The organism is Streptomyces sp. BA2 (assembly GCF_009769735.1).
Lineage (GTDB): Bacteria > Actinomycetota > Actinomycetes > Streptomycetales > Streptomycetaceae > Streptomyces.
The window spans coordinates 3198587-3212894 of the sequence record NZ_WSRO01000002.1 but is presented as its reverse complement, the minus strand read 5'-3'; the positions used below and the strand labels follow the sequence as shown (position 1 = coordinate 3212894).

The 14308-nt window shown below is 71.2% G+C and carries 14 protein-coding genes; 5 read left to right on the top strand and 9 right to left on the bottom strand.

What is annotated here, in order from left to right:
• Positions 1-70 precede the first annotated feature (70 nt).
• Positions 71-862 (top strand): EI24 domain-containing protein, encoded by a 792-nt coding sequence (locus tag E5671_RS17235; RefSeq protein ID WP_160504863.1) that lies wholly within the window; start codon positions 71-73, stop codon positions 860-862.
• Here E5671_RS17235 and E5671_RS17230 read toward each other — a convergent pair.
• The 3 genes from E5671_RS17230 to E5671_RS17220 form a co-directional block, all read right to left on the bottom strand.
• Positions 843-2129, bottom strand: a complete 1287-nt coding sequence (locus tag E5671_RS17230) for a pyroglutamyl-peptidase I family protein (protein WP_443032639.1) — start codon at positions 2127-2129, stop codon at positions 843-845. The genes E5671_RS17235 and E5671_RS17230 overlap by 20 nt on opposite strands.
• 186 nt (positions 2130-2315) lie before the next feature.
• Entirely contained in the window at positions 2316-3218 is a 903-nt protein-coding gene (locus E5671_RS17225) for an aminoglycoside phosphotransferase family protein (protein ID WP_160504862.1), read from the bottom strand.
• A 64-nt stretch (positions 3219-3282) separates the two neighbouring features.
• The gene (locus tag E5671_RS17220; protein WP_160510241.1) at positions 3283-4236 is read right to left on the bottom strand and encodes a LysR family transcriptional regulator; all 954 of its coding nucleotides are present in this window, start codon (positions 4234-4236) and stop codon (positions 3283-3285) included.
• 82 nt (positions 4237-4318) lie between these two features.
• Between E5671_RS17220 and E5671_RS17215 the strand changes: the two genes are divergently transcribed.
• On the top strand, positions 4319-5137 hold the full coding sequence (locus E5671_RS17215; RefSeq protein ID WP_160504861.1) for an NAD(P)-dependent oxidoreductase: 819 nt from the start codon (positions 4319-4321) through the stop codon (positions 5135-5137).
• Positions 5138-5171: 34 nt separating this feature from the next.
• A complete protein-coding gene (locus E5671_RS17210) occupies positions 5172-5555 on the top strand; it encodes a RidA family protein (protein ID WP_160504860.1) in 384 nt (127 codons plus the stop codon).
• Here E5671_RS17210 and E5671_RS17205 read toward each other — a convergent pair whose 3' ends face one another.
• On the bottom strand, positions 5556-6128 hold the full coding sequence (locus E5671_RS17205) for a TetR/AcrR family transcriptional regulator (RefSeq protein WP_160504859.1): 573 nt from the start codon (positions 6126-6128) through the stop codon (positions 5556-5558). It lies immediately after the preceding gene.
• Between the two features lie 180 nt (positions 6129-6308).
• On the opposite strand from E5671_RS17205, the gene E5671_RS17200 reads away from it, so the two are divergent.
• Positions 6309-8762: a beta-glucosidase family protein gene (locus E5671_RS17200; protein ID WP_160504858.1), complete on the top strand. Its 2454-nt coding sequence runs from the start codon at positions 6309-6311 to the stop codon at positions 8760-8762.
• A 3-nt stretch (positions 8763-8765) separates the two neighbouring features.
• On the opposite strand, the gene E5671_RS17195 is transcribed toward E5671_RS17200, so the two are convergent.
• On the bottom strand, positions 8766-9752 hold the full coding sequence (locus E5671_RS17195) for an aldose epimerase family protein (protein WP_160504857.1): 987 nt from the start codon (positions 9750-9752) through the stop codon (positions 8766-8768).
• A 31-nt stretch (positions 9753-9783) separates the two neighbouring features.
• Positions 9784-10704 (bottom strand): SGNH/GDSL hydrolase family protein, encoded by a 921-nt coding sequence (locus E5671_RS17190; RefSeq protein WP_160504856.1) that lies wholly within the window; start codon positions 10702-10704, stop codon positions 9784-9786.
• 319 nt (positions 10705-11023) lie between these two features.
• On the opposite strand from E5671_RS17190, the gene E5671_RS17185 reads away from it, so the two are divergent.
• Entirely contained in the window at positions 11024-11518 is a 495-nt protein-coding gene (locus E5671_RS17185; protein WP_160504855.1) for a DUF3145 family protein, read from the top strand.
• A gap of 73 nt (positions 11519-11591) precedes the next feature.
• Here E5671_RS17185 and fabF read toward each other — a convergent pair whose 3' ends face one another.
• The 3 genes from fabF to E5671_RS17170 form a co-directional block, all read right to left on the bottom strand.
• Positions 11592-12854 carry a beta-ketoacyl-ACP synthase II gene (gene fabF / locus E5671_RS17180; protein WP_160504854.1) on the bottom strand — a complete coding sequence of 421 codons (1263 nt, stop codon included), beginning with the start codon at positions 12852-12854 and terminating at the stop codon, positions 11592-11594.
• A gap of 70 nt (positions 12855-12924) precedes the next feature.
• Positions 12925-13173 (bottom strand): acyl carrier protein, encoded by a 249-nt coding sequence (locus E5671_RS17175; RefSeq protein WP_160504853.1) that lies wholly within the window; start codon positions 13171-13173, stop codon positions 12925-12927.
• 98 nt (positions 13174-13271) lie between these two features.
• A complete protein-coding gene (locus E5671_RS17170) occupies positions 13272-14303 on the bottom strand; it encodes a ketoacyl-ACP synthase III (protein ID WP_160504852.1) in 1032 nt (343 codons plus the stop codon).
• Between the last annotated feature and the right edge of the window lie 5 nt (positions 14304-14308).

Genomic DNA, 14308 nt, shown 5'->3' with positions numbered 1-14308 from the left:
AACAAGAGGGCCTTCAGCATCACGCGTCCCGTGGACCGCAGGGCCGCGACCGGCGGATAGGCTGTGCCGCATGCGTGATCTGGGACGAGGCTTCGGCTATTTGATGAAGGGCCAGCGCTGGGTCGCCCAGCACGGCAAGCAGTACGGAGTCGGCCTGCTGCCCGGCCTGATCACCCTGGTGCTCTACGCGGCGGCCCTCGTCGCGCTCGCCCTCTGGGGCACGGACTTCGTCGGCTGGGCGACGCCCTTCGCGGACGACTGGTCGTCGCCGTGGCTCGGCCTGTTCCGCGGCTTCCTCACGGCGCTCCTCTTCGCGCTCGCGCTCCTCCTCTCGGTGATCACCTTCACCGCGGTGACGCTCCTGGTGGGTCAGCCCTTCTACGAGTCGCTGTCGGAGAAGGTCGACATCTCCGTCTCCGGGTTCGCGCCCGAGTCGGGCCTGCCGCTCTGGCGCGAACTGTGGATCTCCGCACGCGACAGCCTCCGCATCGTCCTGCGGGCCGCGGTCTGGGGCGTGCTGCTCTTCGCCCTCGGCTTCATCCCGGTCGTCGGCCAGACCGTCGTCCCGGTGGTCGGCTTCTGCGTGACGGGCTTCTTCCTCGTCGAGGAGCTGACGGCGGTCGCGCTGCAGCGCCGGGGCGTCGAAGCCCGCGAACGCCTCGCGCTGCTGCGCGGCCGCAGGCAACTGGCGTGGGGCTTCGGCACCCCGCTCGCCGTGGCCTTCCTGGTCCCGTTCGTCGCGGTGTTCCTGATGCCGGGAGCGGTCGCGGGCGCGACGCTCATGGCGCGGGAGCTGGTGGGCGAGGAGATCGGGGAAGGGGCGGACGACCCGGCGTCGGCCGCTACCGGCGGGCGTCCATAGCCGCCGTCAGGATCTGCCGTACCTGCGCGATGATGTCGAGGCGGTTGCGCACGAACTCGGGATCGGTGATCTTGCCCGTCGCGGGGTCCGTGTTGCCCGCCCCGAACTGAAGGATCGGCGTGTGCACATGGCCGCCGGGCAGGCGGTCGTGAAGGCCCAGGCGGTCGCGAAGGAGCGTCGCCCGGTAGGCGATCTCGTTCGACAGGTAGTTGCCGCCGCCGCCCTCGCGGGCCGTCGATCCGGCGGTGGGCCCGTCCGGGCGGACCACGGGGGCGCTCTGGCCCGCCGGGATCTCGGTCACCGATGTGTTGTCGTACACGGGGAAGCGGCCGGTCCCGGCGCTCACGATCTCCTTGTACGGGAGGGTCGTGGACGTCCACTGGGGCTGCGTGGCCGGGTCGCCGACCGGGACGGTCTCCGTACGCGAGAGGTTCTCGTTGTCGGGGAAGCCGCCCCGCCAGGCCCCGTTGGTCCGCTCGATGTCGAAGCGTCCCGCGCGGCCCTGGCTGATGGTGGTGAAGAGGTCGACGCGGGGGAGGTGCGGGCGCAGGGTGCGCTCGACCGTTCCCTCCGCGAAGTCGTCCCAGCGGACGGGGAAGACGACGGCCTCCACGCGGGCGGGTCCGTCGGCAGTCTGGATGACGGTGCCGTCGAGCGCGAGGGCGGTGGCGCCCGAAGGGTTGCTGATGCGGACGTCCCGGTCGAGCGTGAAGGGGTCGAAGCCGGTGACGAGGACGCGCTTGAGGCGGTGGCCCGCACTGTCCTGCTTCGGGTGACTCTTCGGATAGCGGATGGAGTCGTGCCCGCGCGAGGAGTCCTCCAACTCCCCTATGAGCCGCGCGCGCTGGGACTCGCTCACCCCGAAGCGGCCTGGCTCCCACTGCCCGAGCTCCCGGGTCATCCCGAGCCGGGCCCAGTACAGCGGCCGGTCGTCGTCCCGGCTCAGGTCCCCGCTATCCCCCGCCCCGGTCCCCCGCCCCTGCGCCCGCTCGACGGCACGCCGCCACAGTGCGTCTCCCTGGCGTACGACGATGCGCTTGGCTTCGCCGTACGAGTGGGCGCGGTCGAGGGCCCGCGCGAACTCCGGGGCCACGGCGTCGAATCCGCTGCGGCGCAGGATCTCCTGCGGGGCCGCCCGGTCGAGGCGCTGCTCCTCGGCGGTGCCGGCCGGTGCGGTGGCCGCCGACGCGGGTACGGCGGCGAGGGACAGCAGGAGGGTGACGCCGATTGCGGCGAGCCGCGTGGAGGCGTTGGGCGCGAGTGACACAGGAGTCCTTCCGTGGCCGGTGGGGTGGCCGCAGTATCCCGGCAGGAAGGCGGCGCCCGCCAGAGCGTGTCCGCAAAGTCCAGCCTGCTCCGCGACGCCCGGCCCGCGCCCGTAAGGGGCGCGGGGAACTGCGCGACCAGCCCCCACCGGCCCGCGGATTTCATCACCGCATTTCCAGCGGAGCGCTCAGCGGCCCCCGGCGGCGTGATCCGCGAGGACCTCGCCGATCACGTGGCGGGCGATCCGCGCGATGGTGGGGTTCCTCGTCCGGTAGTACGGCAGCTCGATGAGCGCGATCGAAAGGGCCCAGCCACGGCCACGCGCCCACGTCGCGTCGTCGACGTCCAGGGCGGCGCGGAAACTCTCCCGCGCGTCGGCGGACAGCAGGCTCCACGCGGTGATCAGGTCTACGGCGGGTTCGCCGTGCCCCATGCACCCGAAGTCGATGACGGCGCTGAGACGGCCGTCGGCGGTGAGCAGATTCCCCGGTTGCAGGTCGGCGTGGACCCAGACGGGCGGCCCGTCCCACCGGGGCGCGCGCAGGGCGGCGTCCCAGGCGGCGGTGGCGGCGTCGGTGTCGATGACGCCGCGCAGCTGAGAGATGGCATCGCGGGTGTCGGCGTCACGGGGCGCGAGGGGGCCGCTGCGGTAGGCGGCAGGAGCGTCGGCGGGATCGACGCCCCGCAGGGCCGTGACGAACGCGGCCAAGTCGGCGGCGAACAGGCCGGGTTCGACAAGACCGCCGACCACCGGATTCTCCCCGCCGAGCCAGCGGTACACGTACCAGGGCCAGGGATATCCCTCACCGGGCTCACCCTTGCCCATCGGCGCGGGAATGGCGACGGGCAGCGAGGGCGCGAGCCGCGGCAGGAGAAGCACCTCGCGCTCCACGTCACCGACGCCTCCCTCGATACGGGGGAGCCGCACGGCCATGTCGTCGCCGAGACGGTAGATGGCGTTGACGGTGCCGTTCGAATCGACGGGCTCGACGGCGAGGTGCGCCCAGTCGGGAAACTGCGCGGCGAGCAGGCGACGTACGAGACGCGCGTCGATGTCGGCTTCGTGGGCGTGCATCTTGGCGGGAGACATGGGGGCCTTCCGGGCGGCGGGGAGGGGGGCCGAACGCTGATCGAAGCTGGCCGGGGCCGGCGGGTCAACTGAGTTGAGCGCGCAGCGCCTCCAGGAACGGCTCCGCCGCCGGTGGAGCCGCCCGGCCCCGAGCGGTCGCCGCGTACACGGTGCGTGGTGGCGCGTCCTCGTCGTGCACCGGGATCAGGGTGATGTCAGGGCGGACGGACTCGGCGGCGAGGGCGGGCACGAGGGTGACGCCGAGGCCTGCGGCCACGTAGCCCTGCTTGGCGGTCCACTCGGCGACGACATGGGCGACCCGTGGTCGGAAGCCGTGCCGGTGCGCCTCCTCCAGGAGTGTTCCCTCGGCGTGTGCGCTGCCGGATATCCAGTCCTCCCCGGCGAGTTGGGGCAGGCGTACGGAGTCGCGGCCCGCCAGGGGGTGGGCCGGGGGGACGGCGACGTACAGCCCCTCGTCCAGGATGTGGTGCAGCTCGTACGCGTCCATGTCGCCGCTCAGCGCGCCGCCCGTCGAGGAGACGATCGCGAGGTCGAGGCCGCCGTCCCCGAGGCGGGCGAGAAGACCGGGCGTCAGACCCTCCTCACGGGTGAGCGTCACGCCGGGGTGCCGGGCGCGGAACGCCGCGATGGCCCGTGGCACGAGCGCCGCGTCGGCCGTCGCGAACGCCCCGAAACGCAGGGTTCCGCCGGTCAGGTCGCGCAGGGAGGCCAACTCCCGCTGCATGGCGCGCAGTCGGGCCACCGTTTCCTCGGCGTGCGGCAGTAGCGTACGGCCGTGCGCGGTCAGGCGTACGCCCCGCGGCAGCCGGTCGAAGAGCGGGTCGCCGCCGAGGGCCGCCTCCAGTGAGGAGATCTGCCGCGAGACGGCGGACTGCGTCCAGCCGAGGTCGCGGGCGGCCACGGTGAAGGACCCGTGCCGCGCGACGTCCAGGAAGACGCGGAGCCAGACGGTGGAGAGGTCGGGCGGCGTCGGGGCCTGGGTCTGGACCTGGACCTGGGTCTGTGCGATCTGGTCCATCCGTGCGGTATGCGGAGTCGGCATGGCCGGCATGCTAGACATTCGCTTGTCGCATCGCATACCCGGCCCTAGCGTCGGAGGCATGAAGAAGATCGCGTTTCTTGGCCTCGGACACATGGGCACGCCGATGGCACGCCAACTCCTCGCGGCCGGGCATCCGTTGACGGTCTGGAACCGGACGGCCGAGAAGGCGCAGCCGCTGGTGTCTGAGGGGGCCCGGATCGCCGCTGACCCCGCGGAAGCCGTGCGTGACGCCGATGTCGTCATCACCATGCTGGCGGGCCCCGACGCGGTGCGTGCCGTCACCGACGCCATCGTGCCGGAGCTGCGGGCGGGCGCCCACTGGGTGGAGATGTCCACCGTGGGGCCCGATGTCGTACGGGAGTTGGGGGCGAGGGTGCCGGACGGCGTGACCCTCGTGGACGCCCCTGTGATGGGCAGCACGGACAAGGCTGCCTCGGGGAAGCTCGGCATTCTGGCGGGCGGCGATGCGGACGGGGTGGAGGGGGTCCTCGCCTGCTTCGGCCCGGTGACCCGGACGGGACCGCTCGGTTCGGGCGCGGCGCTGAAGCTCGTCGTCAACACCGCCGTCATCGGAGGCGTGGCCCTCGTGGCGGAGGCGATGAAACTGGCGGACGCGCTGGGCCTTGACGAGGGGACGGCCAAGGGGGCGCTGGCCGGAGGGCCGCTCGGGGGCGCGGTGGGCCGCGCCTTCGCCACTGATGTGCATTTCGGCAGCGACCTCGCGGTGAAGGACGTCGCGCTCGCGACCGAAGTGACCCAACTGCCCGCCATGGAAGCCGTGTTGGCCCACTACAAGGCTGCCGCCGCCGACCCGGATGTCGTCCACGAGGACATCGCGCGGGCGGTCGCCCACATCCGTTCCCGGAACACCCAGTAGCAGACCCGCCTCGAACAGGAGCAGCAGCCTCACCATGAACATAACCATCGACAACCCCGCGTCAGCGCCCCGGCCCCTGGGCCCCTACTCCCAGGTCGCCCGCGTCGAACTGGACGGCGGAGGCGCCCTGTTGTACCTCTCGGGGCAGATCGCGGAGGGCGACGGCGTCGCCGCCCAGAGCCGCGGCATCTTCGAGACCCTGTCCGCCCTGCTCAAGGCGCACGGCGCGACGCTCCACGACGTCATCAACATCCGTACGTTCATGACGGACCTCGGCGACCTCCCCGAATACGCCGCCGTACGCGCCCGGTTCCTGACCGCGACGCCGCCCACCAGCACGACGGTCGAGGTGCCCCGGCTCTTCAGGCCGGAGGCGCTCATCGAGATCGACGTCGTGGCGGCCGTGACGGCGGCCTGATCACTCGCCGCTTCCGTTCCCGCCACCGAGCAGACCCAGGAAATCCCTGAACGCCCCCGCCATGTCCACCGATTCTGGGTCCAGGAGCCACTGGTACTGAAGCCCGTCCATCACCGCGACGAGGAGCGGCGCCGCCGCCTCCGGGGTGAGACCTCCGGGAAGCCGCTCGCCGTACTCCGCGCGCAGGACCGCCGCGAACTTCTCCCGCACCGATCCGTACCGCTCGGTGAAGTACTCCCGTGTCGGATGCCCGTCCGTGACGCTCTCGCCGAGCAGTGCGGAGAAGGTCTGGATGATGCCGGGGCGCATCGCGTTGTACTCGACGAGCGAGCCGAGCAGGTCTAGGCGGATCTCGTTCGTCGGCACCGCGTCCCACTGGTCGCGGGCCTCCAGGACGGCCACGAGCAGGGCGTCCTTCGTGGGGAAGTAGTGCAGCAGACCCTGCTGGGTCAGGCCGACCCGCTCGGCGACGGCGCTCAGGCTCGCGCCGCGGTAGCCGCGCTCGGCGATCACCTCCAGGGCGGCCCGGAGGATCTCCGCACGCCGCTCCTCACTTCTGGCCCTGGTCGCCATCGTGTCTTTCCCTTCACGTTCTAGGTCCAGCTCGCGGGACGACCGTACGGCATGTTCCCCTAAATATAACGCTCGGGTTACGAAAACTACCGACCTACAGGTATGCGAGGCAGGATGGAGGGAACGCACGGAACGGACTTCACACGGATCTCACACGGACTTCAACGAGGAGGCACCGCCATGGCGGGAACCCAGGGCCCCGGAGCCACGCAGGCCGACCAGGCGCGCGAGGCGGTCGTGGAGGCCGCGCTCGCCGCGCTGGATCTGGACGCCAAGGCCCGGCTGCTCGGCGGGCGTGACATGTGGTCGCTGCACCCGCTGCCCGAGATCGGCCTGGCCTCCCTCGTGATGTCCGACGGCCCGATCGGCGTGCGCGGCACCCGCTGGACCGCCGACGACCCGTCCATCGCCCTGCCGTCCCCGACCGCGCTCGCCGCCACCTGGGACCAGGACCTCGCCCGCCGCGCGGGCACCCTCCTCGCCCAGGAGGCCCGCCGCAAGGGCGTCCACGTCCTCCTCGCGCCCACCGTCAACCTGCACCGCTCGCCGCTGGGCGGCCGGCACTTCGAGGCGTACAGCGAAGACCCGTATCTGACCGGCGTCATCGGCACCGGCTATGTCCAGGGCGTGCAGTCCGGCGGCGTCGGCACGACCGTCAAGCACTTCGTCGCGAACGATGCCGAGACCGACCGCTTCACCGTCGACAACAAGGTGGGAGCGCGCGCCCTGCGCGAGCTGTATCTCGCGCCCTTCGAGGCCATCGTCACCAACGCCCACCCCTGGGGCATCATGACCGCGTACAACCAGGTCAACGGCTCGACGATGACCGAGCACCGCTATCTGGTCAACGAAGTCCTGCGCGGCGAGTGGGGCTTCGACGGCTACAACGTCTCCGACTGGATGGCCGCCCGCTCGACCACCGGCGCCATCGAGGGCGGCCTCGACGTCGCCATGCCGGGACCGCGGACCGTGTACGGCGCCGCCCTCGCCGAAGCCGTGCGCGGCGGCCGGGTCAAGGAGTCGACGGTCGACGAAGCCGTCCGCAACGTCCTGCGTCTCGCCGCACGCGTCGGCATCCTCGAAGGCGCCGAACCCGTGGTCACCGACGTGCCCGCCGAGATCGACGGCGAAGCGCTCGCCCGCGACATCGCCCGCCGCGCCCTCGTCCTCGTGCGCAACGAGAACAACACCCTGCCGCTCAGGCCGACCGCCTCTGTCGCCCTCATCGGTGCGGCGGCGCGCAACGCCCGTGTCCTGGGCGGCGGCTCCGCCACCGTCTTCCCCCCGCGCGTGATCTCCCCGCTCGACGGCCTGACGGCGGCGCTGGGCGAGGAATCCCTGACGTACGCCGTCGGCGCCGACCCGAGCGACGAACTCGCCCCCGCCGACAAGGGCTTCGAGCTGCGCGCCATCTGCCGCGACGTGGACGGCAACATCCTGGGCGAGGGCAGCCTCCCCTCCGGCCAGGTCCAGTGGATCGGCGACGACCTGCCCGACGGCGTCACCCACGAGACGATGGCCTCCATCGAGGTCGTCGGCACGTTCACGCCGCGCGAGAGCGGCGAGCACTCCTTCGGCACGCGCGGTCTCGGCGCCTTCACGCTCACGATCGACGGCGAGGTCGTCTTCGACGGCACCGAGGTGATGGGCGCCGCGTCCGACCCCTTCGAGGCGTTCTTCGGCACACCGGTCGAGCGCGCCAAGGTGAGCCTGACGGCGGGCGAGAGCGTCGAGGTCTCCCTGCTCCACCCGCTCGACAAGGAGCACAAGGCTCCGCTGCCCGGCGTGGTGTTCTCCTTCGTGCACCTCGGCCCGCGGCGCGACCCCGACGAGCTGATCGCGGAGGCCGTGGAGGCGGCGCGGGCAGCCGACACGGCGGTCGTGGTCGTCGCCACCACCGAGCGCGTCGAGTCCGAGGGCTTCGACCGGCAGGACCTGCGCCTCCCGGGCCGCCAGGACGACCTGGTGCGCGCCGTGGCCGCGGCCAACCCCCGCACGGTCGTGGTCGTCAACTCCGGTTCCCCGGTGGAGCTTCCGTGGCGCGATGACGTCGCGGCGGTGCTGCTGGGCTGGTTCCCCGGCCAGGAGGGCGGCGCCGCGCTCGCCGACGTGCTGCTCGGCGCCCAGGAGCCGGGCGGGCGGCTGCCCACCACGTGGGGCGCCCTCGCGGACGCCCCGGTCACCCAGGTCACCCCGGCCGACGGCGAACTCGCCTACAGCGAGGGCGTTTTCATCGGCTACCGAGCCTGGGAGAAGACCGGCGCCACCCCTGCGTACGCCTTCGGCCACGGCCTCGGCTACACCGACTGGACGTACGAGTCCCTCACCGTGGAGGGCACGACGGCCACGGTCCGCGTCCGCAACTCCGGTCCGCGCGCGGGCCGCGAGGTCGTCCAGGTCTACCTCGCCCCGACCGCGGAGGACGACAACCGCCCTGCCCGCTGGCTCGCGGGCTTCGCGGGCGCCGAGGCCGCGCCCGGCGAGAGCGTGGAGGTGCGGATCGAACTCCCGCGCCGCGCCTTCGAGATCTGGGACGAGGACGCCAACTCCTGGGCACACCAGGGCGGTTCGTACGAGATTCAGGCGGGCCGTTCCATCACGGACCGCAGGCTGAGCGAGACGATCGTCGTCTGACCCTCAGCGAACCGAGAAGCCGTACACCGTCTCCGACTCGTACACCCCACCCGGCCGCAGCTCCGTGCTCGGAAACTCCGGCCGGTTGGGGGAGTCGGGGAAGTGCTGCGTCTCCAGAGCCACCCCGTCCCCTGGAGCGAACGGCAGCGACTCCTCGAAGTGATCGGCCGTGTACAGCTGAAGGCCCGGCTCCGTCGTCGACACGGTCAGCACGCGCCCGGATGCCGGATCGCTCAGCTCCGCCACCTCGACCGGCCGCGCGGTGAGCCCCTTGTCGAGCACGTAGTTGTGGTCGATCCCGGCCCCGACCTTCCGCGCGTCCCGGAAGTCGAAGCGCGTCCCGTCGACGTCCTCGTACGCCCCCGTGGGAATCTGCGCCCCGTCCGTCGGCGTGAGGCGCGCCGCCGCGATCCGCAGCTCGTGCCCGCCCGCGCCGCCGCTCCCGGCCCCCGCGAGATTCCAGTACGTGTGGTTGGTGAGGTTCACGACCGTCGGGGCGTCGGTCGTCGCCTCGTACGCGATCCGCAGCGCGCCCAACTCGTCCAGCGAGTACGTCGCCGACACCGCGAGCCGCCCGGGATAGCCCTCCTCGCCGTCCGGGCTGACCCGCGAGAGCCGCACCCCGTGCTCGACCTCCGCCGCCTCCCACACCCGCTTGTCGAAACCGGCCGTGCCGCCGTGCAGCGCGTTGGGCTCGTTGTTCCGCGCCAAGCGGTACGTCCGGCCGTCGAGCGCGAACTCGCCGCCCGCGATGCGGTTCGCGTACCGGCCCACCAGCGCCCCGAAGTACGGCCCAGGGTGATCGAGGTAGCCCTGGAGACCGTCGAAGCCGAGAGCCACCGGTGCGCAACGCCCCGACCGGTCCGGAACTTCCGCCGACTGGATGATCCCGCCGTACGTCAGGACGCGTACCCGCACCCCGCCCCTTTCCAGGGTCCAGCGATGGACGGGCGTGCCGTCGGGGAGCGCCCCGAAGAGTTCACTGCGCATGATCGCGACCCTACGCCGGGCCATGTGGCTCTCAGGCCCCGGGATCCACGGCATTCTTGGACTTCACCTGGCGGTAGGCAAGCTCGGCGAGCCGCGACTGGCCGTCTTTGCTGGGGTGGAACCAGTCCCAGTGGCTCAACTGGTCGCCGTCGAAGCGGTACTCGAAGACCGCCCCGCCGTCGTACCGGCAGCGCAGATCCTTCGCGCACACCTCCTTGAGCACGTCGTTGTACGCCACCACGCGGTTCTGCACGGTGTCCCGCCGCTCCGTCGCCGCCGCGTCCCGCGCGTCCGGGTCGGCCAGCATCGAGGCGCAGATGCCCAGCTTCCAGATCTGCTTGCCGAGCGCGTTGGTGCGCCCCTGGGACCAGAGCCGCTTCAGATCCGGTACGGACGTCACGTACACCTGGGTCTTGGGGAGCTCGCGCCGCAGCGTGCGCATCGCCTCCTCGAAGTCCGCGCGGAACTCGGCGACCGGCGTCATGGAATCCACCGAGGGACGGCACGCGTCGTTCGCGCCCGCCATCACCGTGACCAGCTCGGGGCGCTTGAGCGTGGCCTGCTCCATCTGCCCGGGCAGATCCGCCATGCGGGCGCCGGTCTTCGCGTAGTTCCAGCTGTGCTCGGCGGCCCGCTCCTTGCCGAAGAGGCGTGTGGCGAGGCTGCGCACCTCGGAGTCCGTGCCGGTCGCCCAGGACGCCTCGGGGCAGTCGGCGAGCACCGAGCAGGCGTCGAAGCCGCGGGTGATGGAGTCGCCGATGGCCGCCAGGGAGTCCGGATTCGTGTCCCAGGTCGGGGTGGGCTTGGGGGACGGCTTGTCGCGCGCGGACGGCCCGTTGGGTGCGGGGGAGTTGCCGCCTGAGGCGTCGCACGCCGTGAGCGCGGTGGCGCCGAGAAGAACCGCCGTCGCGGCGGCGACGGCGGCACGTGAGCGGTGCCTTCGGTTCCGCATCCCCAGGTCCCCTCTGTTGCCGTACGCCGGTCTGTCGCCGTGGGCCGTTGTGCTGCCGTAGGCCGACCGCGCCGTTTCGGCGCCCCTGCGAGTGAATGGTGGGCGATTCCTGGCCTCGGGACCGACGGTACGTCACACTCCTTGTTCCGCCGCACGGTAGCCTCGCCACCCAGTGGCACCCTGCTCTTCCGGTTCCGCTAAATTACATCACGTCACATCTGTCCCGTTTTCGGGAGTTTCCCGAATTCAGGGCGACAACGCTCGGCACGGGCGCGAGGCCGCTGGGGAAGGCGAACCTCGACCCACACTGGAGGTCCCGGTGACGACACGTGGAGTTCTGTACGTGCACTCCGCACCGCGCGCGCTGTGTCCGCACGTCGAATGGGCAGTCGCGGGCGTACTCGGCGCGCGCGTCAACCTCGACTGGATCAGGCAGCCCGCGGCGCCCGGCAGCTGGAGATCGGAGTTCTCCTGGCGTGGCTCGGTGGGCACCGCGTCCAAACTCGCCTCCGCCCTGCGCGGCTGGCAGCTGCTGCGCTTCGAGGTCACGTCCGAACCGTGCCCCACTGCCGAGGGCGAGCGGTACAGCGCCACACCCGAACTAGGGATCTTCCACGCGGTCACCGGCATCCACGGAGACATCCTGATCCCGGAGGACCGCCTGCGCGCCGCCCTGGCCCGCTCCCAGGCCGGCGAGAGCAACCTGGAAGCCGAGCTCGCCAAGCTGCTCGGCAAGCCCTGGGACGACGAGCTCGAGCCTTTCCGGTACGCGGGTGAGGGCGCTCCGGTGCGGTGGCTGCACCAGGTCGTCTGACGTACTTCCGGCTGTATACGGCGAAGGGCCCCCACCATGCGGTGGGAGCCCTTCGCCACGTACAGGTGACTGCTCAGAGGGTCCTGAACGCGAGCACCACGTTGTGGCCGCCGAAGCCGAACGAGTCGTTCAGCGCCGCGATCCTGCCCTCGGGCAGCGCGCGGGCCTCGTCGCGGATGACATCCGCGTCGACCTCGGGGTCGAGGTTCTCGATGTTGATCGTCGGCGGGGCCATGCGGTTCTTCAGCGCCAGGACCGTGGCCACGGTCTCCACGCCGCCCGCGCCACCGAGCAGGTGACCCGTCATCGACTTCGTGCTGGCGATCGCCATGTGGTCGACGTCGTCACCGAACGCCTTGCGCAGCGCCTTGATCTCGGCGACGTCACCCTGCGGCGTCGAGGTCGCGTGCGCGTTCACGTGCACGATCTCGGCGGGCTTGAGGTCCGTGCCGTCGATGAGGTTCTGCAGCGCGGCCGCGATGCCGTTGCCGGACGGCTCGGGCTGCGTGATGTGGTGGGCGTCGGCCGAGATGCCCTGACCGACGGCCTCCGCGTAGATCTTCGCGCCGCGGGCCCTGGCGTGCTCCTCGGACTCGAGGACGATCACGCCGGCGCCCTCGCCGAGCACGAAGCCGTTGCGGTCGACGTCGTAGGGGCGCGAGGCGCCCGCCGGGTCGTCGTTGTTCTTGGACATCGCCATCATGTTGCCGAACGCGACGATCGGCAGCGGGTGGATCGCCGCCTCCGTGCCACCCGCGACGACGACGTCGGCGCGGCCGGTGCGGATCATCTCGATCGCGTAGCCGATGGCCTCGGCGCCCGACGCGCACGCCGAAACGGGGGTGTGCACACCCGCGTGGGCGCCCAGCTCGATGCCGACGTTGGCCGCCGGGGAGTTGGGCATCAGCATCGGCACGGTGTGCGGGGAGACACGGCGTACGCCCTTCTCCTTGAGCACGTCGTACTGGTCGAGCAGGGTGGTCACGCCGCCGATGCCGGAGGCGATGACCGCGCCCAGGCGGTGCGGGTCCACGGAGGTGTCCTCGCCCGCCTTCGCGGTGTAGCCCGCGTCGGCCCAGGCCTCCTTGGCGGCGATCAGCGCGAACTGCGCCGAACGGTCCAGCTTGCGGGCCTGCGGGCGCGGAAGGACCTCGCCGGGCTCGACGGCGATCTGGCCCGCGATGCGGACCGGAAGCTCGGCCGCCCAGTCCTGCTCGAGAAGACTGACACCGGAACGGCCCGCGAGCAGACCCTCCCAGGTCGAGGCTGCGTCGCCACCCAGCGGTGTGGTTGCGCCGATACCGGTGACGACCACGGTGCGATTGGTCGAGTTCACAGGAAATTTCTCCACGGTGTTGAGGGGATCAGCGGCGCCACCGCCGGGTGGCGACAGCAGAGCAGCCTTATCAGGCCTGGTGCTTGAGGATGTAGCTGGTCGCGTCGCCGACCGTCTTGAGGTTCTTGACGTCGTCGTCCGGGATCTTGACGTCGAAGCGCTCTTCGGCGGCGACGACGACCTCGACCATGGACAGCGAGTCGACGTCCAGGTCGTCGGTGAAGGACTTGTCCAGCTGGACGTCCTCGACCGGGATGCCGGCGATCTCGTTCACGATCTCGGCGAGACCGGCGACGATCTCTTCCTGAGTGGCGGCCATGTTGGCGCTCCTTCTATGTATCCAGAGGGTGTGGCGCCCGCCGCGGCAGCGGCAGGTTGGTTTACAGCCGTACGGACCGGATGATCCGGACGTGATGCCTAGGGGAGGGTAACGACCGTGGCGGCGTACACGAGACCCGCCCCGAAGCCGATGACGAGCGCGGTGTCGCCGCTCTTCGCCTCGCCGGTCGCCAGAAGCCGCTCCATCGCGAGCGGAATCGAGGCAGCCGACGTGTTGCCGGTGGTGCGCACATCACGGGCGACCGTGACGTGTTCCGGCAGCTTCAGAGTCTTCACCATCGAGTCGATGATCCGCTCGTTGGCTTGGTGCGGGATGAAGACATCCAGTTCGTCCGCGGTGATTCCGGCCGCGTCCAGCGCCTGCTGGGCGACCTTCGCCATCTCGAACACGGCCCAGCGGAAGACCGCCTGGCCCTCCTGCGTGATCGCAGGGAACTTGATCTTGCCCGCACTGTCGAGCGGCAGCTTCGAGACATCGCCGATGTGGAAATCGTTCCACGCCACGGTCTGCTTGATGGTCTCGGACTTGTCGCCCTCGCTGCCCCAGATGGTGGGGCCGATCTGCGGTTCCTTGGCCGGACCGACGATCACGGCGCCCGCGCCGTCACCGAACAGGAAGGCCGTCGCGCGGTCCTCCAGGTCGGTCAGGTCGCTCAGCCGCTCGACGCCGATGACCAGGACGTACTCCGCGGAACCGTCGGTGATCATGCCCTTGGCGAGCGTCAGGCCGTAGCCGAAGCCCGCGCAGCCGGCGGAGATGTCGAAGGCGGCGGGCTTGCCCGCACCGATCTTGTCCGCGATCTCGGTCGCGATGGCCGGGGTCTGCTTGAAGTGCGAGACGGTCGAGACGACGACCGCGCCGATCTGCTCCGGGGTGATGCCCGCGTCGGCGATCGCCTTGCCGGAGGCCTCGACGGACATCGCGGCCACGGTCTCCTCGTCGGAGGCCCAGTGGCGGGTCGCGATGCCGGAGCGGGAGCGGATCCACTCGTCGGAGGAGTCGATCGTCTCGAGGATCACCTCGTTGGGCACGACACGGGTCGGGCGGTAGCCGCCGACACCCATGATGCGCGCGTACGGGGCGCCCTTACTGGGCTTGATCTTCGACATGCTCT

Coding starts and splice junctions, on each gene's coding strand:
- E5671_RS17235 (WP_160504863.1), top strand. CDS start 71: ATGCGTGATCTGGGACGAGGCTTCGGCTATTTGATGAAGGGCCAGCGC.
- E5671_RS17225 (WP_160504862.1), bottom strand. CDS start 3,218: ATGTCTCCCGCCAAGATGCACGCCCACGAAGCCGACATCGACGCGCGT.
- E5671_RS17220 (WP_160510241.1), bottom strand. CDS start 4,236: ATGGACCAGATCGCACAGACCCAGGTCCAGGTCCAGACCCAGGCCCCG.
- E5671_RS17215 (WP_160504861.1), top strand. CDS start 4,319: ATGAAGAAGATCGCGTTTCTTGGCCTCGGACACATGGGCACGCCGATG.
- E5671_RS17210 (WP_160504860.1), top strand. CDS start 5,172: ATGAACATAACCATCGACAACCCCGCGTCAGCGCCCCGGCCCCTGGGC.
- E5671_RS17205 (WP_160504859.1), bottom strand. CDS start 6,128: ATGGCGACCAGGGCCAGAAGTGAGGAGCGGCGTGCGGAGATCCTCCGG.
- E5671_RS17200 (WP_160504858.1), top strand. CDS start 6,309: ATGGCGGGAACCCAGGGCCCCGGAGCCACGCAGGCCGACCAGGCGCGC.
- E5671_RS17195 (WP_160504857.1), bottom strand. CDS start 9,752: ATGCGCAGTGAACTCTTCGGGGCGCTCCCCGACGGCACGCCCGTCCAT.
- E5671_RS17190 (WP_160504856.1), bottom strand. CDS start 10,704: ATGCGGAACCGAAGGCACCGCTCACGTGCCGCCGTCGCCGCCGCGACG.
- E5671_RS17175 (WP_160504853.1), bottom strand. CDS start 13,173: ATGGCCGCCACTCAGGAAGAGATCGTCGCCGGTCTCGCCGAGATCGTG.
- E5671_RS17170 (WP_160504852.1), bottom strand. CDS start 14,303: ATGTCGAAGATCAAGCCCAGTAAGGGCGCCCCGTACGCGCGCATCATG.